The sequence below is a fragment of the Endozoicomonas ascidiicola genome (assembly GCF_001646945.1).
Lineage (GTDB): Bacteria > Pseudomonadota > Gammaproteobacteria > Pseudomonadales > Endozoicomonadaceae > Endozoicomonas > Endozoicomonas ascidiicola.
In genome coordinates this window covers 14767-36040 of the sequence record NZ_LUTV01000002.1, presented here as the reverse complement: position 1 = coordinate 36040, position 21274 = coordinate 14767, and the positions used below count along the sequence as shown (strand labels likewise).

The 21274-nt window shown below is 46.2% G+C and carries 19 protein-coding genes; 12 read left to right on the top strand and 7 right to left on the bottom strand.

The annotated features are described in order from the left end of the window. Positions 1–9: 9 nt before the first annotated feature. The gene (locus AKL11_RS04305; protein ID WP_067515417.1) at positions 10–1056 is read left to right on the top strand and encodes a FecCD family ABC transporter permease; all 1047 of its coding nucleotides are present in this window, start codon (positions 10–12) and stop codon (positions 1054–1056) included. A gap of 1 nt (position 1057) precedes the next feature. Continuing rightward, positions 1058–1849, top strand: coding sequence for a heme ABC transporter ATP-binding protein (locus tag AKL11_RS04300; protein WP_067515416.1), 792 nt, complete (start codon positions 1058–1060; stop codon positions 1847–1849). Between the two features lie 57 nt (positions 1850–1906). On the opposite strand, the gene AKL11_RS04295 is transcribed toward AKL11_RS04300, so the two are convergent. Next, the gene (locus tag AKL11_RS04295; RefSeq protein WP_067515415.1) at positions 1907–3394 is read right to left on the bottom strand and encodes an AAA family ATPase; all 1488 of its coding nucleotides are present in this window, start codon (positions 3392–3394) and stop codon (positions 1907–1909) included. A gap of 470 nt (positions 3395–3864) precedes the next feature. Between AKL11_RS04295 and AKL11_RS04290 the strand changes: the two genes are divergently transcribed. The 3 genes from AKL11_RS04290 to hutX all read left to right on the top strand — a co-directional run bounded on the left by AKL11_RS04290 (position 3865) and on the right by hutX (position 6776). Then, positions 3865–4701, top strand: a complete 837-nt coding sequence (locus AKL11_RS04290; protein WP_157673457.1) for an IS630 family transposase — start codon at positions 3865–3867, stop codon at positions 4699–4701. 198 nt (positions 4702–4899) lie between these two features. Then, positions 4900–6279, top strand: a complete 1380-nt coding sequence (hutW, locus tag AKL11_RS04285; protein WP_067515413.1) for a heme anaerobic degradation radical SAM methyltransferase ChuW/HutW — start codon at positions 4900–4902, stop codon at positions 6277–6279. Next, on the top strand, positions 6276–6776 hold the full coding sequence (gene hutX, locus AKL11_RS04280; protein ID WP_067515412.1) for a heme utilization cystosolic carrier protein HutX: 501 nt from the start codon (positions 6276–6278) through the stop codon (positions 6774–6776). Before hutW ends, hutX begins: the two co-directional genes overlap by 4 nt. 37 nt (positions 6777–6813) lie before the next feature. On the opposite strand, the gene AKL11_RS04275 is transcribed toward hutX, so the two are convergent. The 4 genes from AKL11_RS04275 to AKL11_RS04260 all read right to left on the bottom strand — a co-directional run bounded on the left by AKL11_RS04275 (position 6814) and on the right by AKL11_RS04260 (position 13260). Next, positions 6814–7908 (bottom strand): DegT/DnrJ/EryC1/StrS family aminotransferase, encoded by a 1095-nt coding sequence (locus AKL11_RS04275; RefSeq protein WP_067515411.1) that lies wholly within the window; start codon positions 7906–7908, stop codon positions 6814–6816. Positions 7909–7911: 3 nt separating this feature from the next. Next, complete coding sequence (locus tag AKL11_RS04270; protein ID WP_067515410.1) at positions 7912–8841, bottom strand: Gfo/Idh/MocA family protein; 930 nt, start codon at positions 8839–8841, stop codon at positions 7912–7914. A gap of 189 nt (positions 8842–9030) precedes the next feature. Further along, the gene (locus AKL11_RS04265) at positions 9031–9414 is read right to left on the bottom strand and encodes a DUF2541 family protein (protein WP_067515409.1); all 384 of its coding nucleotides are present in this window, start codon (positions 9412–9414) and stop codon (positions 9031–9033) included. 189 nt (positions 9415–9603) lie between these two features. Then, entirely contained in the window at positions 9604–13260 is a 3657-nt protein-coding gene (locus tag AKL11_RS04260) for an SPOR domain-containing protein (protein WP_067515408.1), read from the bottom strand. A 179-nt stretch (positions 13261–13439) separates the two neighbouring features. Here AKL11_RS04260 and yihG point away from each other — a divergent pair, with 179 nt between their 5' ends. The 5 genes from yihG (at position 13440) to arsB (ending at position 17979) form a co-directional block, all read left to right on the top strand. Further along, positions 13440–14342, top strand: coding sequence for a 1-acylglycerol-3-phosphate O-acyltransferase, YihG family (gene yihG, locus AKL11_RS04255; RefSeq protein WP_067515407.1), 903 nt, complete (start codon positions 13440–13442; stop codon positions 14340–14342). Between the two features lie 286 nt (positions 14343–14628). Further along, positions 14629–15390 (top strand): DeoR/GlpR family DNA-binding transcription regulator, encoded by a 762-nt coding sequence (locus tag AKL11_RS04250; RefSeq protein ID WP_067515406.1) that lies wholly within the window; start codon positions 14629–14631, stop codon positions 15388–15390. 359 nt (positions 15391–15749) lie between these two features. Beyond that, entirely contained in the window at positions 15750–16178 is a 429-nt protein-coding gene (gene tnpA / locus AKL11_RS04245) for an IS200/IS605 family transposase (protein WP_067515405.1), read from the top strand. Between the two features lie 316 nt (positions 16179–16494). Further along, positions 16495–16812, top strand: coding sequence for an ArsR/SmtB family transcription factor (locus AKL11_RS04240; protein WP_067515404.1), 318 nt, complete (start codon positions 16495–16497; stop codon positions 16810–16812). 135 nt (positions 16813–16947) lie between these two features. After that, positions 16948–17979: an ACR3 family arsenite efflux transporter gene (gene arsB / locus AKL11_RS04235; RefSeq protein ID WP_067515403.1), complete on the top strand. Its 1032-nt coding sequence runs from the start codon at positions 16948–16950 to the stop codon at positions 17977–17979. Between the two features lie 68 nt (positions 17980–18047). Here arsB and AKL11_RS04230 read toward each other — a convergent pair whose 3' ends face one another. Together AKL11_RS04230 and AKL11_RS04225 are read right to left on the bottom strand one after the other, a co-directional pair. Then, complete coding sequence (locus AKL11_RS04230) at positions 18048–18716, bottom strand: class I SAM-dependent DNA methyltransferase (RefSeq protein ID WP_067515402.1); 669 nt, start codon at positions 18714–18716, stop codon at positions 18048–18050. 98 nt (positions 18717–18814) lie between these two features. Beyond that, the gene (locus AKL11_RS04225; protein ID WP_067515401.1) at positions 18815–19495 is read right to left on the bottom strand and encodes an MOSC domain-containing protein; all 681 of its coding nucleotides are present in this window, start codon (positions 19493–19495) and stop codon (positions 18815–18817) included. 246 nt (positions 19496–19741) lie between these two features. Here AKL11_RS04225 and AKL11_RS04220 point away from each other — a divergent pair, with 246 nt between their 5' ends. Beyond that, positions 19742–20836: a permease gene (locus tag AKL11_RS04220; RefSeq protein ID WP_095210167.1), complete on the top strand. Its 1095-nt coding sequence runs from the start codon at positions 19742–19744 to the stop codon at positions 20834–20836. Positions 20837–20902: 66 nt separating this feature from the next. Further along, positions 20903–21205 carry an ArsR/SmtB family transcription factor gene (locus AKL11_RS04215; protein WP_067515400.1) on the top strand — a complete coding sequence of 101 codons (303 nt, stop codon included), beginning with the start codon at positions 20903–20905 and terminating at the stop codon, positions 21203–21205. Positions 21206–21274: the final 69 nt, after the last annotated feature.

The window sequence follows — 21274 nt, the reverse complement described above, 5'->3', positions numbered from 1 at the left end:
CATCCTCTAATGCGCCGTAGTCATCAAGGGGCACTGCTGTTAACCGGGCTGGCAATCCTGCTGCCAGTCATGGTGATTGTGTCTATTGGAGTGGGAGCTGTTCCCATTCCGGCAGGAGATATTCTGACCATTCTTTTTGATCGTTTGGGCTTGATTCACAGTGATGTCAGCAATCAGTCTGCATTGATTGTGGAGTCTATTCGTCTACCACGAACATTACTTGGCGTTATCGTCGGTGGTGCGCTTGCTGTTGCTGGTGCCTCCATGCAGGGCTTGTTTCGTAACCCACTTGCTGACCCAAGTATTATCGGTGTTTCCAGTGGTGCTGCTTTGGGTGCTGGTGTTGCCATTGTTTTGGGCGGCATGTTGTTTGCCGATGCACCGTCGTTAATTCAGAGTTACAGTATTTCTGTGTTGGCTTTTGGTGGCGGTGTTCTGACGACATGGCTCGTTTATAAAATGGGCTCAGGCAGTAATGGCACTTCTGTCGCGACGATGTTATTGGCTGGTGTTGCCATCAATGCGTTGGCGGGTGCCGGCATGGGTATGCTGAATTACATTGCCGACGACACCATGCTGCGTAATCTGACCTTCTGGCAAATGGGTAGCCTCGGTGGAGCGACCTGGGAGCTGGTGATGATCTGTGCCACGTTCCTGATTCCTGTCATGCTGATTTTGATTCGTTACGGTCAGGTTCTGAATGCTTTATTGCTTGGTGAGTCGGAAGCCCGGCATCTGGGTATTAATGTTCAGAAGATTAAGCTCACACTGATTTTCCTGACCGCATTGGCGGTGGGTGTATCGGTGTCTGTCAGCGGTATTATTGGCTTTGTTGGTCTCGTTGTTCCTCATTTGATACGTCTTGCGGTAGGGCCGGATCACCGAATTTTATTACCTGCTTCTGCCATGTTAGGCGGAATACTACTACTAGGCGCAGATATGGTGGCCAGAACCGTTGTTGCGCCTGCCGAATTACCAATTGGTATTGTGACGGCACTGATGGGTGCACCATTCTTCCTGTCCCTGTTGTGGCAGCAGCGTAAGAGGATTGCCTGAGATGGATAGAGTAGAAGACAGTAGCACTCTTGAAGTCAGACATGTTTCTGTTCAGATAGACAATCGCAAACTGCTTGATGATATTAACCTGGTCATTAAGCCTGGTGAGGTTGTTTCAATTCTCGGGCCAAATGGTGCTGGTAAAAGTACGTTGATGAAGGTGATCAGCGGCGAGCGAGAGCCTACAACCGGTGACGTACTGTTGAATGGTCGTGGTGATTGGCCTTTAGAGCAACAAGCTCTGATGCTGGGTGTTCTTCCTCAGTCGTCTTCGTTGTCGTTTCCATTTACGGTGGAAGAAGTCGTGCTACTTGGTCGTATACCCTGTTCCAGCCATCGAGAAGAGAATCTGATGATTGCCCGTCAGGCCCTGGAAAAGGTGGATGCGTTCTATCTTAAAGATCGCAGTTACACAACGCTGTCTGGTGGTGAACGTCAGCGGGTGCATATGGCTCGCGTGCTTGCTCAAATATGGGATGAGTCACCTCAGGGTAAGCGGTATCTGCTCCTTGATGAACCGACTTCTGCTTTGGATCCGGCGCATCAGCAATTAACACTGAAGATGGCACGGCAGGAAGCAGATCAAGGCATTGGTGTGATGGTGATTATGCACGACCTTAATCTGGCTGCTCGTTATTCAGATCGTATTGTTATTCTGAAAAACGGCAAACTGGCTGCGGAAGGCACACCTCATCAGGTGTTAACGCCAGAGACTATTGGTCAGGTGTTTGAGATCGAAGTCAGTGTGTCTGATCACCCTGCTTATCACTGCCCATTGGTGGTGAACCATTAAGTGATAGAAAAGCGAACGATCAGAATTATTTCAGATCGTTCGCTTTAATGCTGCACGTTAAATACCGACACCATTAGCAAAATACTCAAACACTTCTGAAACACGTTTCTCTAAAGATCGAAGGCCGACATCCTGATCGGTTTCAATAAAACTGTCGATCATTTCATACCCCTGACTTGGGAGTGTGAAGTTTTCAAAAAGCTTTCCTGCCGACTGATACCGCTTTTCTTTATTGGGAATCAGCGTTTCCTGCGCAATGGCTCTTTTGGCAGCTGGGCTGAAACCCGCAAACTCAATCATATCCAGTCTCGACACGATAGCCTCCAGAACAAGCTTGTCTTGGCTCAGCGCGTGGATATCATGATTGCCGGCAAGAATAATGGTGTCTGGCAGTTTTATTCTGGTCTTCAAGTATGGGCTATAAAAAGAGCGATCAGCTGGATCCAGCAATTTTTGAAAAAATGGCAAAATTTCTTTTGCTTTTGGGTTGTCAGAGAGGAACAAACGGTCAAACTCATCGATCAGTAAAATTTGATTATCATGATTAATATCCTGACTGGAGTCTGTTCTGGAAATCAGTGCATCCACAATACGCCCGGCTTTGGCGTCAGCATTCTCAAACGAGGTGCCGGTGATATCATCAATAGTGGCACCATCAAGGGAGACAATAGCCAGGTTGGTTCCCATGGCCTCTGCCAGCTTTTTAGCTGCATGGGTTTTACCTGTACCAGGAACACCCTGAAAATAAACAGGGTAATGACTGTCGTTTATAGAGGAATCTGTTTGTTGATAAATCAACTCAGAACGTGCAAACCGTTTTAAACGCTTTCTCAAGTGCTCCGGGTAATTTTGTAATTCGGAGTCGATTGCTTGCTCATCGTAAACCAATTCTTTGGAATAGAACGGAAGCCTTAATGCTTTATCAAGAATTTTTTGTAAACGCGCTAGAGCGTCACTGCTCGGACTTCTCCAGAAACTATAAAACAGCTCATCCTCAATGTAGTGCTGAGTGCTTTTATTCAGTAGATTTTTCTTCGAGCCATAAGTGAGAATCAGGTTTTCTTCCGCCAAATCCGGAGCAAAAGCAGCGTAGTAGATGAGCTGGCCTAGTGGGATAGCCGGTAGAATGTAAAACCATGCCGAAATATAAATACCCGAACCAAATGCTATTGTCGCGAGCTCTGAGGAGGCAGCCAAATATTTATAGATTGCCTCTCTATAGCTATAGACAGCCCCGCCTATCGTGAAAGCGCCCGCATAGTACGCAGCGTACGGCAATGTAGCGTATAGAGGATACTCTCTAATAACCCATGAAAATTGTTGTTTTGCTACTTTTCTTTCCGCTTTGATCTGTTCCTCAATAGGCCTTTGTGAGTCAGATGCATTTCGTGTCAGACGATCAAAGAAACGGTTGGTAGCCATGTATTGCCGGAGATAACTGATGTGGTTTTTATCTGGCGTTATGGCGCCCTCGTCAGCATTGATTGCCTGAGTTGAGAGCAATATAAGCCAGACACTGAGTGCTATAGCATAGCGATTCTTCACTTAACAATACCTCCTGGGCAGTTTACTTGTTCCGGTAGACAGCGCTCGTGAGGAAAAATTCATTTTTATTGAAATAGGTAAACCAAAACTCATTTGAAACATACGGTTCTAAATGAGCAGATAAATTGATCCAAAGCATGAAACGAAAAACGATTCAAGACGTATAATTACAGATCATTTTTTGCCATAACTATTCGATTCATGCTTAAAGTCCTACACGATAAATGGAATCAATCCCCAGAATGCCTCTATCAATCTGGATTATCAGAACCTCACCATAGGACGCGCGAACGCTTTATGGCCCTTTATCAAGTCTGTTGTGAGCAATCCGCTTCACAGGTGGCCTTCAGCACCAAACGCGCAACACACACCTTGTGGAAATGGATCAAAGCTTATAATGAATTCGGCCCAAAAGCTCTCCAGTATAAGCGTACAGGCGGGCACCCCCCTTTTGTCTAACCGTTACCTCAATCATCACTCAAGCCATCCACCGTTCGGCTGAAGCCGCTGCAAATGCTGAAAAGTCGTCACTCCCTCGCTGGACTCTTAAAAGGTTAGTAAACTGGTGCAAGGTGAAATGGAACTTTACTTGCTCCCGGGAAACTATTCGCCGTGTTTTGAAAAGGAATAATATCTCCTGGAAAAAGGCGAAGAAGCTCCTGAATCGTGCCGATCCTGAAAAAAGAGCAGACTATCTGAAGCAGCTTGAGCCGTTACTTCAGCAGGCAACCAGGCAAGAAAAACTGATCGTTTATATTGACGAAGCGCACATTCATCAGGATACGGATATCGGTAGTGGGTGGTCAGCTAAAGGCGGTAGACTCTTTGTGTCTTCTTGCTCTCCAGGGCTATCCAAAGTCACGTTTTACGGGATTTATTACTACAACGAGGGCCAGGTTAGGATTTGGCCATACCCCAAAGGCAATTCACAACATACTGTGAATGTTCTGGAGCGTATTCGACAGGAGAATCTTGAACGACAAATTACTGTTATTTGGGATGGTGCGTCCTATCATCGGTCATTTGACGTCTGCAAGGCTGCAAAAAATCTAAAAATAGAGCTAGTCTGGCTACCTCCGTACAGTCCTGATTTTATGCCAGTTGAGGCTCTTTGGCGTTGGTTGAGAGAGGAGGTAACTTATCATTATTGTCATAGCACCCAAGATGAACTGGTGAAGAATGTCAAAGCCTTCTGCGTGCAGATTAACCAAAAACCAGTCGAGTTAGCCGACAGACTCCATACCAAGACGTCTCTTGACGAGGAGGAAGAGGTGCTCAGAAAACCGGTTAAGCCAAAACCAAAATAAAACCGATGGTTTCAAGTGAGTTTTGGTTTATTATTGGTATTTTGTTTCAGGTTGTGCTGTAGGCAAAAGCGAATAGCGAATAGCGGTAGTGATAAACCGAATTTCCGAGGCCGAAATTTGTTGATCTGTATCAATTGTAGAGCGCTTCTGAAGTGAGAATAATAGAGATTCTCATTTTCAGGTTTAAATATTCACATTATGTCTGCCATACACTCTCTGAGTCCCGAGCTGACCGGGATCTCGTCGCCTGATCCTCTGAAGTTTGCCTTTGCGGGTAAGAAGTCTGCTCATACCAGCAGTGGCTCGATTCCAGTGCCTGCTGATCAGACTCAGGCGGTTTATCGCAAACTGATGGATACACCTGCGCTTCCTGAGACACTTTCTCCAGGAAAAAGGCTGGCTTATATCCACATTCCATTTTGTCGGACTCACTGCTCCTATTGCGGTTTTTTTCAGAACACGACCAAGAAAGATGAAGTGAACCGTTATGTGGATTATCTGGAAAAAGAAATCCGGATGTCTGCCCATGATGCCTGGACTCAGAGTGGCCTGTTCCACGGTGTCTATTTTGGCGGCGGTACACCAACAGATCTGCAGCCAGAGCATATCGTGCGACTGGGTAATGCAATCCGTGAATCCCTGCCTTTGGCCAATGATGTTGAGATGACCTTTGAAGGCCGCTTCCATGGCTTTGATAATGACAAAGTACAGGCTTGTCTTGAGGCTGGCTTTAATCGTTTTTCTTTAGGCGCCCAAAGTTTTAATACGACATTACGTCGTCGTATGAGCCGCATTGATTCCGGTGAATTTCTGCTGGAAAGGCTGGATTATTTTAACAGCCTGAACAATGCGGCAGTGGTTATTGATTTGATGTTTGGCCTGCCGGGCCAGACTTTGGGTGACTGGGAAAAAGATCTGCACACCTTTTTGCAGTCCAAAGCGCATGGTGTGGATTTGTACCAGCTTATTTTGTTGGGCTCTAGTCGTATGAAGCAGTCCATTGAAAATGGTTCGATGCCGGAGCCTGCCACATCACCAGAAAGAGCGGAGATGTTCCGACTGGGTGTTGCGACCTTGAGTGATCATAAAGTGGGTCGATTGAGTGTCAGCCATTGGGGCAGAGATCTTCGTGAACGCAATATCTACAACCATGGCGTTAAATCCGGCGCTGAGATTATGCCTTTCGGTTCTGGCGCTGGTGGAAATTTTGCCGGCCATAACGCCATGAGCCTGCGCACTTTGCCAGCGTATTACGAAGCCATCGATGCGGGTCACAAGCCCATCATGATGATGAGTAAGGCTACCGGCAACAAAGCACTGTTCAGTGTTATGGGGTCTGGTTTTGATCGCGGCTGGTTGGAGATTGCCAAACTGGATCAGACCGGTGGTGCCGGCATGAGCGAGCACTGTATGCCATTGTTTGAAGCCTGGCAGGAAAATGGTCTGACCACGATTCATGACGGTATTCTCGATCTGACGCTTCCGGGTCAGTTCTGGAACGTGACCATGCATCAGGCACTGATCGATTTTCTGAAACAATACCCATTAGATGGACAAACTACGGAGAGAGCTGCATGACTCTGGTGAAACAAGTTCAGGATATTTTGTCCGAAAACCCAGCCATTCTGCCAGCGGAAATGGCGAGGCAGTTAAACGTCGGTGAGCTGGCAGTGATTCAGGCAATGCCGGCCGACCTGGTGACATTGATTGATGCCAGGCATTATCTGGATGTACTGCGAGATATCAAAACCTGGGGTGAACTGACGCTGGTTATTGATGTGGATGGTTCTATTTTTGAAATGGTGGGGCACTTCCCGAAAGGCGGTGAGAAGTTTGGGTATTACAACTTAAGCGACAAGCGTTCACCACTGAAAGGCCATTTAAAAGTGGATAATGTAGAAACCATCGCTTTGGTCAGTAAGCCATTCCATGGTGTGGATACTCGTTCTGTTCAGTTCCTGAGTAAAACTGGACGCATGTTGTTTAAAGTTTACCTGCGTAGAGATAAAGAAAAGAACTTCTTCCCAGAGCAGCTGGAGAAGTTTGAAGCCCTGAAGCAGCTTGCTGTTGCCTGAAAAAATAAAGTAACAAGGCATACAACATATGCCTTGTTTACATAGCGGCGATCAGTGCATCAGCGACTTGTTTTACCTGCTCTTCGGTCATGCCGGGAAAGATCGGTAGAGAAAGACAGTGTTCGGACAGTTGTTCGCAGACTGGCAGTTCATAGTCTTCTTCGGTGGAACTTAAAGCTTTCTGTTTATTCAATGGCATTGGATAGTAGATGGCACTGGCAATGCCTTTATTGGCGAGTTTCTTTTTAATGGTATCCCTGCGCGCTGGCAATACGACGGTATATTGGTGGTAGACATGCTCCGGCGTATCGATAGGGCAAATCACTTCACTCTTCTGTAAATATTCCCCGTACCATTGGGCAACCTGTCTGCGTTGATTATTAAACTGATCAATGTATTTGAGCTTCACCCTCAGCATGGCAGCCTGAATGGCATCTAAACGACTATTGTAACCTGTGCATTCGTGGTGATACTGATAATTGCTGCCGTGGTTTCTAAGCATCTGGATCGTTTCAGCTGTTTGATGGTCCTGAGTTATTACCAGCCCTCCATCACCAAAGCCTCCCAGATTTTTGCTGGGGAAAAAGCTGAAAGCACCCAGTAGGCCATGACATCCGGTTTTCCTGGATCCGTAAGCCGCGCCAAAGGATTGTGCGCAGTCTTCCAGTATTAACAAGGCATGACGATCACAGACGGCCCTAATTGCGTCCATGGGTGCTGGCAGGCCGAATAGATGAACGACAATGACTGCTTTACAGTGGGAGGTGATGCTTCTTTCAAGCTCAACAGGATCAATATTGAAGGTTTGGGAGTCAATATCTACCAGAACCGGCTTTGCTCCAACACGGAGAATGGCTTCCGCCGTGGCAAAAAAAGTGAATCCGGTGGTGAGTACTTCATCGCCAGGGCCAATGCCTGCTGCATGAAGTGCAAGAATCAAGGCATCGGTACCGTTGGCGCAACTGATTGCGTGCCGGGCTCCAAGGTAGTTGGCCGCTTCTTTTTCAAACGCTTCAACTTCTTCTCCCATGATGAAACGTCCGCTGCGCAAAACGCTGATGGCTTTCTCCTCCAGCTCTGACTGCAGGGTTTTGTGCCATAACTGAATATCCACCATGGGGATGTTGTTCATAGTTTACCTGGCAATGATGTTGGAAATCCGATGAGCAGCCTGCAAAGCATCCCGGCCATCCTCACCACTGACTTTTGGTGAGCTGGACTCTAGAATGCAATCGAGAAAATCTTCAATTTCTGACTGAAGTGAGTCATGCCCTTGATAGCATTGTTCAGAGCATTGAATCTCTGGAATGCCTGAATGGTATTTTTGTGACTCTTTAGAGAAATGACTGACCTTCAATGCTTGAAAATCCACACAAATGCAGGAATTCTCCTGAAATATTTGCATCTTACGTTTGCTTTTCTGACTTATACGACTGGCGGTCACGTTTGCCACACAACCACTGTCAAAGGTCAGGCGTGCTTGAGCAATGTCCACCGAGTTGGAAAGGACAGAGCTGCCGTTAGCTGCAATATCCGACAGAGGTGAGTTAACAAGGTTAAGAATGATGTCGAGATCATGAATCATCAAATCCATAATCACATCAATGTCCATGGATCTTGGTTTGAATGGCGATAGGCGATGGGACTCAATGAACAGTGGTGACGACACTTTACTGGTTACACTGTTCAATGCGGCGTTATAGCGCTCCAGAAAACCGACCTGCAAAATAACCTGGTTTTTTTTCGCCAGGGCGATCATCTCTTCCGCCTGAGAAACGCTGTTGGCGATGGGTTTCTCCACTAAGACATGAATGCCTGCATTAAGAAAGTCTCGCGTAACCGCGTGGTGGTGGGAGGTGGGAACAACAATGCTAACGGCATCCACCTGCCCAATGAGGCTCTGGTGATTTTTGAAATAACGAGTGTTGCATTGGCTAGCGACTTTTTGTCCGCAGTCTTCATTAATATCAGCAACCCCAATCAATTGACTGGAAGGTAAGTGGGCGTATTTTTCTGCGTGGAATTTTCCAAGGTAGCCAGTACCCACGACGGCCGTTCGTAGCATTGATTTCTATTACCTGTCACCGAACCGAGAGTTGTAAAGATAGACAGAAATGAAAAATTTGCTGCGTTTATGCGCTTAAAGGCTGGAAAGGGAATAAATCAGGTTGAAAACGGTCAGAATGAAAACGGTAAGTAGGTGTGAATCGGCAACAAAAAAGGCGCACCAGGCGCCTTTTGAGAAGTCACGACATTAATCGCGTCTACCGAAGATATTCATTTCAGCGTACTTGTGGCCGCCGATAGCTGTGCGGTAGTTCATTTCAACTTTGTTGATAACGCGATCACCACCCAGCAGACGATATGGAACGGAGCGCTTGCCCTTTTCCAGGCGCTTGTTGATGTGCAGGCTCTGGGTTTGACCGTTACCGAAATAGATTTTGATCTTGCTCAGATAAATAGGTGCTTTACCAACGGAGAATGCGATAGCGTCGAATTTGCCTCTCAGAGCACTGACGTGGATGACATCCCGGTCACTGCTGAAAGATACACGACGCTCGCCGAGTTTTTTCCAGTCGCCAGCCATGACGTTGAAGCTCATCAGGCTCAACAGAACCAATGCGATGAATTTGTTCATAGATTCAATCCATTTATACGATCAAAGATGGGGCGGATATTAAGGAAAGTTTTTGCTTAACCCTATTCGGTTGATATCTCAAAAACGAGCGGCTTGTCCTTATCGAGAGCGGTTTAATCTGGATAAAACCGAATCTGCGTGACAGAAAGTGCAGGTGCTCTGATGTTCTAATGCTCAAGAACAGTCAATTTAGTTTTCTGCGGAGTGGTTACCTTCTGGCGTCGCTTCATTGCCCTCTGAGTCTTCTGACGGTTCATCTTCCGCAAATGAGTTGAAATGCTCTTTAGTTTTATCGATCAGATGATGAATGTGCGGCACCGTTATGCTGATTGCTTTTTGTATATGAATATCAATTTTATGAACATGGAGTTGGTATTGCAGAGTCCGCAATTCATCTAACCGATAGTAGTTATGTGGAAGGGGTTCGCTATTATTCAGCCATGGAAGTTTACTGTGTGCATTTAGACTTTCATCATAAGAAAGGTAGCCTGATTTATGGGGCGGCAGCTCGCGGTTCAGGTATTTGGCGATCGGGTCAATCACAGGGCTTAGAGTCTGTATGATTTGATCGCTAATTTCCTGCACTTGCCACATAAAAGAGCCAACTTCGTATAGTGGCTCGTTTTTGATCGTGCTGTTAGGCTCAATGGCCATGTCGGTTATTACGTCATTATCAGGGGGGGTGGAGCCTGGCTCTGGGGGGAGGCCGATCTCATCGAGCAGGAATTCGATCTCTGTGTCTAAAGTCTGTTCTGTTGTCTTTTGCTGCACTGAAGGCACTGATGAAGATTTGATTGGTTTTTTGTTATCAGAGGTCGACGTTACGGGCAGCTGAAGCGTTTTCTTATATTGTGATGATATTTTGGGTTTTGAACTTAAAGGTGGCTCAATGTCATTTACTATGCGCACCGGTTCTTTCGCATAACGCATGAATGGCAGTACATGGCCGAGTTTCTTTCGTAACCGGTTTGCCCCTTCCAGTGTTAAGTCAGGCCCTATGAGAACTCTGTAGAAGTGAGTGCCTCGCACAAGGGCCCCCTGTATATATGCATTGAACCCTTCTGCCTTGACCATTGCCAGCGCCCTGTCAGCATTGGACTGTATTTTGAAGCTGCCAGCTTGCAGGTAAAATCCCGTGGGTAGAGGGCGAGGGATAAATGATGACTTCGTATCTACCGTTATTTCCGTTTCGATTTCCTGATCTTTGGCATAGACCCCTTCTAATAATCTTGCGGCTTTTTCCTGGTTTTCTGTTCTTTGAGGAGTTGGCTCTGGTTTCTTAATTGATGTCTGCTCATCGGTTGGTGGTAACGTGTTTTTATGGTCACTAAACAGAGGCGGTTGTAGGTTGGAGAGTTGGCTGACGGTTGATAGGGCAAATCGAGTAATGTCTTCTCTCAGCTCAAGAATTTCATCAGATGATAATGTGTCGTGAGCCTGTTGCCAGTCACCCGGAACTCGTTTTTGCAAACTTCTGACCAGATCAACAGCTTGTTGATTACTTGCCATGTCGTTCTGCAACCATTGTAACCAGCGTAAGTCCAGAGTGGCTTCATGGAGGTCGAGAAAACGTCGGTGAATATCAGGGGTCGCCCGACAATCGTCAGCATCGGGATAGAGGTAGATAGTATCACCCGCTTCACCATCCGTCGGATCAAAAGGGTCTGCCTCCGGCATACGACCATGCCATTGCAGGTAACCGTCGGCACCAACCCGCCATTGGTAGAAGCCAGCAGCTAACCTTGGATCTGGGAAGTTGTATAACCAGACCATGCTGTTCTGCCTCAGTACCTGAATCCGGATGGTTGATGTATTCATACCATGGCTCATGAGAATCAGGTCGGTTTTTTTTGCCAGTTCACTTTGATGTTCGCTGTTCATGTGCCCGGCTGTTTTAAACCCAAGGGAAGAGTGTTTCAACAGTGCTGTTTTGCTTCGAGCCTGATCCATTTGTTCGAGATTAGGTTCTTCGAAAGTTGACCAGTATATTTCGGGCAAATCCATGGACGCCATTGCCCGTTTCAAATTGAGTAGATCGACACCAGCCTTGCTTTCACCTTTCTGGTTTACCAGTTGTTTCAGAGGAGAATAGGCCAGAGTGGTGCCAGTAAACCCTGATTTTTTAATCATATTGAGTTGTTTGATAAATCGCTGACGCCCAGCATCGGTGGATGGAATAGCGAAGCTGGGGGCGACGGTGCTGAACCCATGGTTGGCCATTAAAGATAAATCGCAGGTAACGGCTCTGAGCTGACGGTTCTCCATACCGCTGAACCATTGATAAAACGGTGCTGATTCAATATACAGCCCGATCGGATGTTCAAGTTTAGGTAACAGAATAGGCATTACCCTTACGGTGTACTTTTTCAGATGCAGGATGCCATGGCTTAACACTTGCACTTCACCGTGATACACACCGGGTTTTACACTATCTGGGATATGCACCTGAATATGGAGTCTCCGTGGGCGATCTTTAAAGAAACGGATGTTTTCCATATCCGATCGCAAATAACTATCATCCACGATCAACGATTTTGCATCGGGGGTTGGTCTTTCGTATCGCCAGTGTCCATAGCGACGGGATACGTTCAGCGGTGTTTTATCAGGGGCTCGTGGTGGGGGAATAACGACCATAGGTGCTCTGTCATCAAGCGTACTGTGTACTTCAAAAGCCAGATTCAAGATCATGTTCTGAGCGGCAAGGTACTCACCCTGATTATTTTTTATCTGTTGGCTAATATCCTGTAGTGCGATGATATTGCCGCTACTAACAGGTTTTGACTCAGAACGGTCATCCACGATAGGCCACTGAAGCAGGTAGCGGTGGCGGCGATTTTCCTGAACTCCCTCGGCAAATCGACCTTCAGGAGGCTCCAGAACAAGGCCTGCCAGATATCGGCTGGCCGAATCACCGTAGAGTCGAATGTTGAGAAGCCCGTCTTTCACCTTCACCAGCTTTGAGATGAATCCATCCCGGCGGCGACCAATCAGTGACCAGAGGTTACCATCAACCACTGCTTCCTGCTTTTTTCCTGCCAGATAGTTGTTTTTTATCCACTGATCCTGAGTCAGGCTGTGCTGGTGTATTATTGTGTCGTTGGCGGTAATCGTTCGTTGGAGAAAATGGGGGATATACTGCCTCCTCCCTTGGTCCTGCACCCACAGGCTCAGTCGCCACAGGCCGTCTGGCCAGGGTATCTGAACCAGATCGATGCCTGAAATTCCGTCTTGAATCAAAGGGTCACCCGAACGGCTACGAAGCATTTTCATAGTGCCTTCAAGGTAGTAATGCTTTTTTTCAATGAGGGTGAATTTCGGGAAAATTTGCCCCCCTGAATGACCGAAATCCAATGCCAGTGTTTGCTCAGGAAGTGCTTTGTCAGTGTTGATGACTATGCGATCAAGCGTGATGTCGTTTTGATTATCCGGTGACTCTATTCGAATCTCTGCATAGGGCTGGAGAAGAGGTTCGTTTCCTTTAGAGGTACGTAGGCCTGTAAAGGGTACTACCAGCTGGAACTCTCCTGCGGGAAGGGAAAAGTGCTGGACATTGGAAGACGGTTCTTTGTTTTCCTTGCTCTCGATACGTATAAGCAGGGAGGCCAACTGAATAGAGGTGTTTTGACCACGGATAATCAGTTCGCTGCCAGATCGATACCATTCAGGGCCAAAGGTGTAGGAAACGGGGAGTTGCTGATTTTGATTGAGTAATACCTGCGCACTATGAACAGGCGAAACGATCATAAAGAGAAGAAATAAAGCAGGCTTGTTAAAAAGGCGTCTCAATAATAAACCGCCGAGGCTGATGATCTCTCTAATCTCTGGAAAATAAGCATCCTGTGGCATGTGATGAGCTGCTTGTAGAAGAAAGCGGTTTTGAACCTTTTATATCGCCATCTGCCAAAAATGCTTGAAATTTGATAGTTGTTTGAAATTTGATGGTAGAAGGCAGCCCGCTGTGTCAGGATAGCGGCACCTTGTTGCAACACGATTACCCAATAATAACTAAGACTTTGTGTGCCCATATGTTGTCATTTCTTCCTGCCTTTTTAAGGGGCGTTATTTCGACCCTGATTCTAGTGATTAACACCCTATTTTTTTCAGTGCCTTTGCTGTTATTTAGCGTCAGTCGTTTTCTGGTGCCTATCAAAGCCTGGCATAAACTGTGTACTCGAATATGTATTGCCCTGGCCGAAAGCTGGATCAGCGTAAACAGTGGTTGGATGCGACTGACGAGACCATTGAAGTGGCAGATAGAAGGGCTTGAGTCATTGGAGAAAAATGACTGGTATCTGGTGACCTGTAATCATCAATCCTGGGCGGATATATTTATTGTTCAACATTTGATGAATCGCAGAATACCCATGTTGAAATTCTTTCTGAAGAAAGAACTGATCTGGGTACCAGTGATCGGGCTTAGCTGGTGGGCTCTCGACTTTCCGTTCATGAAACGGTACTCCAAAGCATATCTGGAGAAGCATCCTGAAAAGCGTGGGGAAGACCTGAAAGCGACCCGGAAGGCCTGTGAGAAATTCCGGGATGTGCCCGTCTCTGTGTTTAACTTTATGGAAGGCACACGGTTCACTGAAACCAAACATAAGCAACAGCAGTCATCATTCCGTTATCTTCTCAAACCACGGGCCGGTGGTGTTGGCTTTGTGTTGGGAGCTATGGGAAATCAGCTGAAAACGCTTATTAATATCACCATCGTGTATCAAGATGCCGTTCCGGGGTTTTGGGATTTTCTGTGTGGTAAACACGACAGCATAAGCGTCACTATCGAAAAGCAGCCCATCGCGGAAACCTATCTTGGTAAAGATTACAGTACGGATGATGACTTCCGTGGAGAATGCCAAGAGTGGGTGAATGATCTCTGGAAAGAAAAAGATCGTTTAATTCTCACGATTAAAGAAGACGCTGATGCATAGTTAAAAATTGTAACCTGCTTTGAAATATCAGGAGACCGCAGAGGAACTGGTGATATAATCGCCGATCATGCCCCTCAAGCGGTCTTCTGTGTCGAGAGTGTTAAATAGTTCCCTACTCTAAACCTTGAAAAACGGTAAGGTTTAAGAACCAGTTCTACGGGAAATCACTATCTGCGAATACTCACTGGCAATTGGTATCATCTGTTATACCAATGATTACAGCATTCCCCGCAGAGTCGGGCAGCCAGTCATCATTTATAAGGCTATCGGTAAGAGGAACTAACTAATGCTTCCGGTTGAACGTCGCGAACATATTCTTGCATTTGTTGAAGAGAAGGGCTGTGCCAATATCGAAGAAATGGCAGAGCGTTTTGATGTATCCCAAATGACGATTCGTCGTGACATCCGAACTCTGGAGCAAGAAGATAAACTGCGTGTGACTTATGGTGGTGCCGTTTCCAAAAGCTTTTTGATGGAAGACATTCCTTACGAAAAGAAAAACGCAGTTAATATTGAAGAAAAGAAATCCATTGCCCATGAAGCTCTGAAGCATGTTCGTGAAGGGCAAATCGTCCTGCTCGACTCTGGAACCAGTACCATGGCTCTGGCTAAGTTGATGATGCGGATGAAAGTCACCGTCATCACCACAGACCTGAAGATTGCACTGCAGTTGTCTGATTCTTCCACTGTTAAGGTTTATACGACAGGTGGTAATGTCAGCGCGATCACTAAAGCCCATACTGATGTGGCGGCACTGTCATTTCTGGATAGCATTAATGCGGACATCGCTTTTCTGGCAACCAATAGCTGGAGCCTGCATAACGGTGTGACCACCGCTTCCAATGATCATTACTATATTCGTAGTAAAATGATGGATCGTGCTAACAAGACGGTTCTGCTGGCGGATTCCAGCAAGTACGGCGCTTCCAGTATGAAGACGATCTGTCGTCTGGAAGATCTGGACTGCATCATTTCTGACACCAAGTTTGATGAAGAGAGCGTTGCTGCTATCCGTGAAGCGGGCGGTAATATTATTCTTCCTTCTTGATTTCTGTATTTCATTCAATGGGAAAGAGTCAAGCGTTCTCTTTCCCATATTCAGTTCAACTTTGCAAGCTCCTGATCATTTCAATCTCTCGATATCCTTTGGCTATCAGGTTGCTTCACAATACAGGCTACCGATTGCATCTGTGCGGACAATGTGTCGTAGCAGCCAGCCAGTTTTCATGCATTTTTTCTGGACTGCTGAAACCTAATCGACCTTGATGAACAATAACATTGGGACACTTATTTGCGCCCTGCCATTCCAGCTTTATTAGTCTTTCGTAAGGTTAAAACCACCGGCTTTAGCCGGTCAGCTTTAGCTATGATATTTTGTCGCAGTTATCTGGATGTAGAGGTTCTGCGATGGACTACAGGTATGGCAGTCACACAGTATTTAATATTCAGTACCACTTTGTGTTTGTCACGAAGTACCGGTATCAGGTGCTCAAGGGAGATGTTGGCTTAAGAGCCAGGGAGCTGATAAGAGAAACGTGCCAGGCATTTGAGATAGAGATTCTTAAGGGAGTGATTAGTAAGGATCATGTACATCTGTTTGTGTCAGCGCCTCCGAATATGGCTCCGAGTGAAATAATGAGGAGGGTCAAAGAAAGGTCGTCTACAAGATTGTTTGAAAGTTTCCCTGATTTGAAGAAGCGATACTGGGGAAGGCATTTTTGGGCAAGAGGCTATTTTTGTGTCACATCGGGAAAGGTGACTGAAGAGATGATCAAGGAGTATCTGGATCATCATTTTGAGCCCAAAGTAGATGATAGCTTCAGGACTGAATACTAACGCGTCTTGGACGCGTATCCGGACTTTCAGTCCGTAAATCTAACCCACCGGCTTTAGCCGGTGGTTGTTGAGTTGACGACGATAGACGTTTTAGTAGTTTTTGTTCCTGTTCACTCAGGCTTATCTTGGCTGCGACTCTCATAGATAGTATCCGTCCTTAGATGCTCTTACCTATAATGGCACAGCGAGATTATTTATGTTGTATTAAATGCAGCTCACTACACTAGCCACCTGCCGAGAAAACACAAACACTTATGCCTTAGGTTTTAATCGGGAGTATCGTCCATCGTCAATTAACGATCAATAGGTTTTAGTGATGACTGAATGCCTTACAACGCTCGACGGCATTCAGTTTAACGAAGCCGAAGAGAAAGAATTGGCCAGTTTTGCCAAAGCGCTTGGGCACCCGGCAAGAGTCAGATTGCTGAAGATATTAGCTGGGCGTGTATGTCTTGGTTCTGATCTGGTTGATCAACTTGGACTGGCGCAATCCACAGTATCAGAGCATTTGCGTATATTGCGGGAAGTCGGGCTGGTGGATGCGAAAGTGACCCATCCCAGAACCTGCTTCAGTCTTCGTCCTGAAGCATTGGAGAGAATTCGACAGTTACTTGGGGATCTATACTCTCTGTAATTGTACGCTGAAATTGCACGATAACAGCCCGGCATTGCTTGTGATGACAATACCGGGTTATTTTTTAAAACTTTAAATCGTCTTTCGACGATATTCGATGAAAGATTTTCGAAGAAGAGTAGAAGGTAATCTGTCATGGGTATATTTGAACGTTATTTAAGTGTCTGGGTGGCACTTGCCATGCTGGCAGGGTTGGCTGGTGGTTCGCTGTTCCCGAGTGTATTTACGACTTTGGGTGGCTTGGAGTATGCCAACATCAACTTTGTGATCGCCGTGTTGATCTGGCTGATGATCTATCCAATGATGATGCAGATTGATTTTACGGCGGTAAAAAACATCCATCGTCGCCCAAAAGGGTTGATCGTGACTCTGACGGTTAACTGGTTGATTAAGCCATTTACTATGGCGCTGCTGGCTATTGTCTTTATGCGATATATTTTTGGTGATTTCACTGGGCTGATTTCGCCAGAATTGGGTAACGAATACATTGCCGGTATGATTCTACTGGGTGTTGCGCCTTGTACGGCGATGGTCTTCGTCTGGAGTCAGCTGACCCGTGGTGATGCAAACTACACACTGGTTCAGGTGGCAGTGAATGACCTGATCATGGTCGTTGCTTTTGCACCAATTGCTGCTTTCTTGCTGGGTGTGACTGATGTGATCGTACCTTGGGAAACTCTGTTTCTGTCCGTGATTCTGTTTATCGTTATTCCATTGATTGCAGGGTTGCTGACCCGAAAAGCATTGCGCTCTGAGCAGGCGCTGCAGAGTTTTGGTAGCAAGATTAAACCGCTTTCCATCTTCGGTTTGATTCTGACCGTGGTTCTGCTATTTGGTTTTCAGGCGCCACGCATTCTGGCGAACCCTGTAGATATCGTGCTGATCGCGATCCCTCTGATTATTCAAACCGTGCTGATTTTCGCCATTGCCTACTTCTGGATGTATAAGTGGAAAGAGCCGCACAGTGTTGCGGCGCCTGGCGGTATGATTGGTGCGTCTAACTTCTTTGAACTGGCGGTAGCGGTTGCCATCAGCCTGTTTGGTCTGAACTCTGGTGCAGCACTGGCGACAGTGGTGGGTGTTCTTGTGGAAGTGCCTATCATGCTGGCGTTGGTGGCTTACGCTAATCGTACTCGCGATCGTTTCCCGGTTACTCATGCTTCCTGATGATAGCTCCCGGTTTATCCGGGAGCGAACCCCTATATAAACGACAATAGATAGAGGTTCTCTGCTACTTAGTTTTCATCCTTTTCTGCCAGAATGCAGTGATAAATAACATCGATTCCCTGTTTTGAGTAGGGCACAAACTCTGAGTTTTCTAAAGCATAAAACCCGTTATCTTCCAAGGCTAAGGATATTTCATCCGGGCTTCTACGATAGGTATAGAAGTCCGGGACATGATATTTACTTTCAATCGATGAGACGGTTAAAGACTTATGTTCTTTTTGAATGGGGTGGTTATGAATAACTGGCTCGTATGTGAAGGCAAGCAGGCCTCCAGGCTTTAATAGAGAATGGCAGGCGGCAAAGGCATGCGTGTAGTCTTCAATGAATTCCAGTGTTCCACATATTGCGATGATTTGAAAAGATGTTTTCTGATTGTTAACAATATCAAAAACTTCACCGTGAATTAGTTTGATAGTTGGAAAACGCTTTGCACAGATGTCCAGCATAGAAGACGAAATATCAATACCTGTGATGTTGATATTATTCTCATGTTTAAGAATTTCTTCGCTAAGTTGTCCAGTCCCAATGCCTATTTCAAGAAGATCAATATCCGGCCTAAGAAAGGTTTTCATGCGTTCTGTCATGTAAGCGGGGGCAACCCAAGCATTTTCAACAGAAGTGGCTTGATCATACACAGAGGAAAGTTTGTCATAATACGCTTCAGCAGGCTGCTTCATTTTTATAGTCTCTGGAGGAAATGCAACATAGCAATGGTATCGCTATGAAGGGAACCCTTCGTCCACTATAGCAGATTGCCTTTACCAACTAGCTTGTATTAACTGCCTGTAAACAACCTTGGGTGCCAATCTTCAATGGCTCCGCTCTCGAGTCTTTTCTGGAATGTGTTTTTAATATTTTGTGCCAGCGGATTTACGGTGAGAAGTTGCTGCATAACCTTTTCGTTGAGCAACTCAATATTCAGATAATGCTGAACTTTGGCAAGAGTCCACTCCGGTTCAGGTCGTTCCGTTACGGTGATAGTATCGCCGGCAGAAATGGTGCCTGGTATCAGTATTCGATAGAACCAGCCTCCCATACCGTGATCCTGAATAAATTTTGAAATAACAGGTTGTTCAAAGCACAAGTTCAGTTTGTAGCAGGGTTTTCGAGGCTGTGTCACCTGTAAGACGGTGCTGCCAACGGTAACGATGTCGCCGATGCAGAGTGTTGTTTCACTCATACCGCTGACGACCAGATTTTCTCCGAAGCTACCGGGTACAAAGAGATGGGCTGATTCCGGAAAATGTTCTGCCAGTGTCTTGTAGTGTCTGATATCGAATTGCAGCAGTGCACGATCTGCACCCCCGTGGAAAGACTCGGCCTGCTCATCACCGATAATGCCCAGTAAATCGACCTGACAGCACTCGATAGGGTGTTTCTTAATGGCGGATTGTAATGAAAGCCAGCTCGTGACTTTACCAAGTCGAATTTCCTGAACAGTCGATGATAGGTACATGATCTCTGGGCTTGAGCTTTGAATAGCTGATTTTTGATGGTAGCAAAAAACGATAAAAGAAAGATATTTCCATATTTTTAGAATAATGGTTGAGTTTGTTGTTTGATGCGTCTAACATACGCCCATCGACAGATTTAAGAGCCGATGATCACTGGTTACAGTGGTACTTACCCACAACAGGTGGAAAGGACTGGTCGGCATAGGATTTTTTTAAGTTTATATTTCTATTTTTCTGGAATTATTGATATGAGTATACAACAGCAGATAACCGATTTTATCGGCCCGGTGATTAAACCGGCTCTGGAATCCAGTATCGGTGCTGACATGGCACAGAATCTGGTAAATGCCCTTGGTACCTTTATCTTTCTGGCGGGTGAGTTGACCATTTTGTTCTTGGTCGTCAGCTTTATCATTGGCGTTATTCTTGAGTACATGCCGGCAGAGAAGATTCAAAAGATCCTTGGTTCCAAAGGGGGTAAAGGCTACGTTTCAGCGGGTTTACTGGGCGCTCTGACGCCGTTCTGCAGTTGCTCAACCATTCCTATGCTGACGGGTCTTCTGAAGGCTCGGGCAGGTTTTGGTCCAACCATTACCTTCCTGTTTACCTCGCCGCTGATGAACCCAATCATTATGGGGTTGCTGCTGGCTACCTTCGGCATGAAGGTTACCGTAATCTACTTCGCGATTGCGCTGACCGTCTCTGTGGCTGGTGGCTTTATTCTGGAGAAAATGGGCTTTGAGCGTTATGTGCGTAAAGAAGTGGTTTACGGTGAAGCTGCAGCAGCCAGTTGTTGTGATAGTAAACCAGCGCCTAAGACTAGCTGTTGCGATAGCAAACCTGCGGTAGAGACTAAAAGCAGCTGTTGTGACAGCACTCCAGCGCCTGCTGCATCCGGATGTGCAACGGCCTGTGGTGATAGCAAACCTAAGAGTGATGATCGTTGGGGTCGTATTTGGGGTGAAACCTGGAGCCAGTTCAAGAAGATATTCCCGATTCTGATGCTGGGTGTAGGTATTGGTGCCTTTACTTATGGCTTTATCCCTGCGGACTTTATTGCTCAGTACGCAGGCCCAGATAACCCACTGGCGATCCCATTTGCTGCGATCATTGGTGTGCCACTGTATATCCGTGCTGAAGCTGTGATTCCTCTGGCGTCTGCATTGGCAGCTAAAGGGATGGGTATGGGGGCTTTGATGGCTCTGATTATCGGTAGTGCTGGTGCGAGTTTGACTGAGGTTATCTTGTTGAGAAGTTTGTTCCGTAATCCAATGATTATCGCTTTCCTGGTGGTGATCTTTGCGATGGCGATTTCTGCTGGCTTTGTGATGACCTTTATCTGATTTTATTGATGTGTAAGGAAAAGGCTGGCCCTGAAAAGGCCAGCCTTTTTGTTAGGAGTATGCATAATGTCGCCGGTAAACGAGCTTGAAATGTATGCAAGAATACTTAAAGAACTTGGTCACTCAGCGCGTTTAGCTATTTATAAAAGATTGGTTAAGACTGGTGAAGCAGGGCTTTCTGTAGGGGATTTGCAGAAAGAGCTGAACATTCCCGGATCTACACTATCTCATCACCTCTCGGCACTTATCTCAGCTGGGCTTGTCCGTCAGGTGCGGGCTGGAAGAACGCTATTTTGTATCCCGCAGATTGAGTTGTTTCAGCAGCTGCTTGGCTTTCTGTATGAAGAGTGTTGCTCTGATGCAGCCTGAGTTCAGTTATTTATAGCCTATAGTTATTAAAGTGGTTTTTCTGAATAGATCTTATCATCTGAGTCAATT

What these genes read in the sequence shown, in the direction of transcription:
- AKL11_RS04300 (WP_067515416.1), top strand. Translation starts at nt 1,058, where the DNA reads ATGGATAGAGTAGAAGACAGTAGCACTCTTGAAGTCAGACATGTTTCT.
- AKL11_RS04225 (WP_067515401.1), bottom strand. Translation starts at nt 19,495, where the DNA reads ATGTACCTATCATCGACTGTTCAGGAAATTCGACTTGGTAAAGTCACG.
- AKL11_RS04215 (WP_067515400.1), top strand. Translation starts at nt 20,903, where the DNA reads ATGTCGCCGGTAAACGAGCTTGAAATGTATGCAAGAATACTTAAAGAA.
- AKL11_RS04240 (WP_067515404.1), top strand. Translation starts at nt 16,495, where the DNA reads ATGACTGAATGCCTTACAACGCTCGACGGCATTCAGTTTAACGAAGCC.
- AKL11_RS04220 (WP_095210167.1), top strand. Translation starts at nt 19,742, where the DNA reads ATGAGTATACAACAGCAGATAACCGATTTTATCGGCCCGGTGATTAAA.
- arsB (WP_067515403.1), top strand. Translation starts at nt 16,948, where the DNA reads ATGGGTATATTTGAACGTTATTTAAGTGTCTGGGTGGCACTTGCCATG.
- hutX (WP_067515412.1), top strand. Translation starts at nt 6,276, where the DNA reads ATGACTCTGGTGAAACAAGTTCAGGATATTTTGTCCGAAAACCCAGCC.
- tnpA (WP_067515405.1), top strand. Translation starts at nt 15,750, where the DNA reads ATGGACTACAGGTATGGCAGTCACACAGTATTTAATATTCAGTACCAC.
- AKL11_RS04260 (WP_067515408.1), bottom strand. Translation starts at nt 13,260, where the DNA reads ATGCCACAGGATGCTTATTTTCCAGAGATTAGAGAGATCATCAGCCTC.
- yihG (WP_067515407.1), top strand. Translation starts at nt 13,440, where the DNA reads ATGTTGTCATTTCTTCCTGCCTTTTTAAGGGGCGTTATTTCGACCCTG.
- AKL11_RS04230 (WP_067515402.1), bottom strand. Translation starts at nt 18,716, where the DNA reads ATGAAGCAGCCTGCTGAAGCGTATTATGACAAACTTTCCTCTGTGTAT.
- AKL11_RS04305 (WP_067515417.1), top strand. Translation starts at nt 10, where the DNA reads ATGCGCCGTAGTCATCAAGGGGCACTGCTGTTAACCGGGCTGGCAATC.
- AKL11_RS04275 (WP_067515411.1), bottom strand. Translation starts at nt 7,908, where the DNA reads ATGAACAACATCCCCATGGTGGATATTCAGTTATGGCACAAAACCCTG.
- AKL11_RS04250 (WP_067515406.1), top strand. Translation starts at nt 14,629, where the DNA reads ATGCTTCCGGTTGAACGTCGCGAACATATTCTTGCATTTGTTGAAGAG.
- hutW (WP_067515413.1), top strand. Translation starts at nt 4,900, where the DNA reads ATGTCTGCCATACACTCTCTGAGTCCCGAGCTGACCGGGATCTCGTCG.
- AKL11_RS04265 (WP_067515409.1), bottom strand. Translation starts at nt 9,414, where the DNA reads ATGAACAAATTCATCGCATTGGTTCTGTTGAGCCTGATGAGCTTCAAC.
- AKL11_RS04270 (WP_067515410.1), bottom strand. Translation starts at nt 8,841, where the DNA reads ATGCTACGAACGGCCGTCGTGGGTACTGGCTACCTTGGAAAATTCCAC.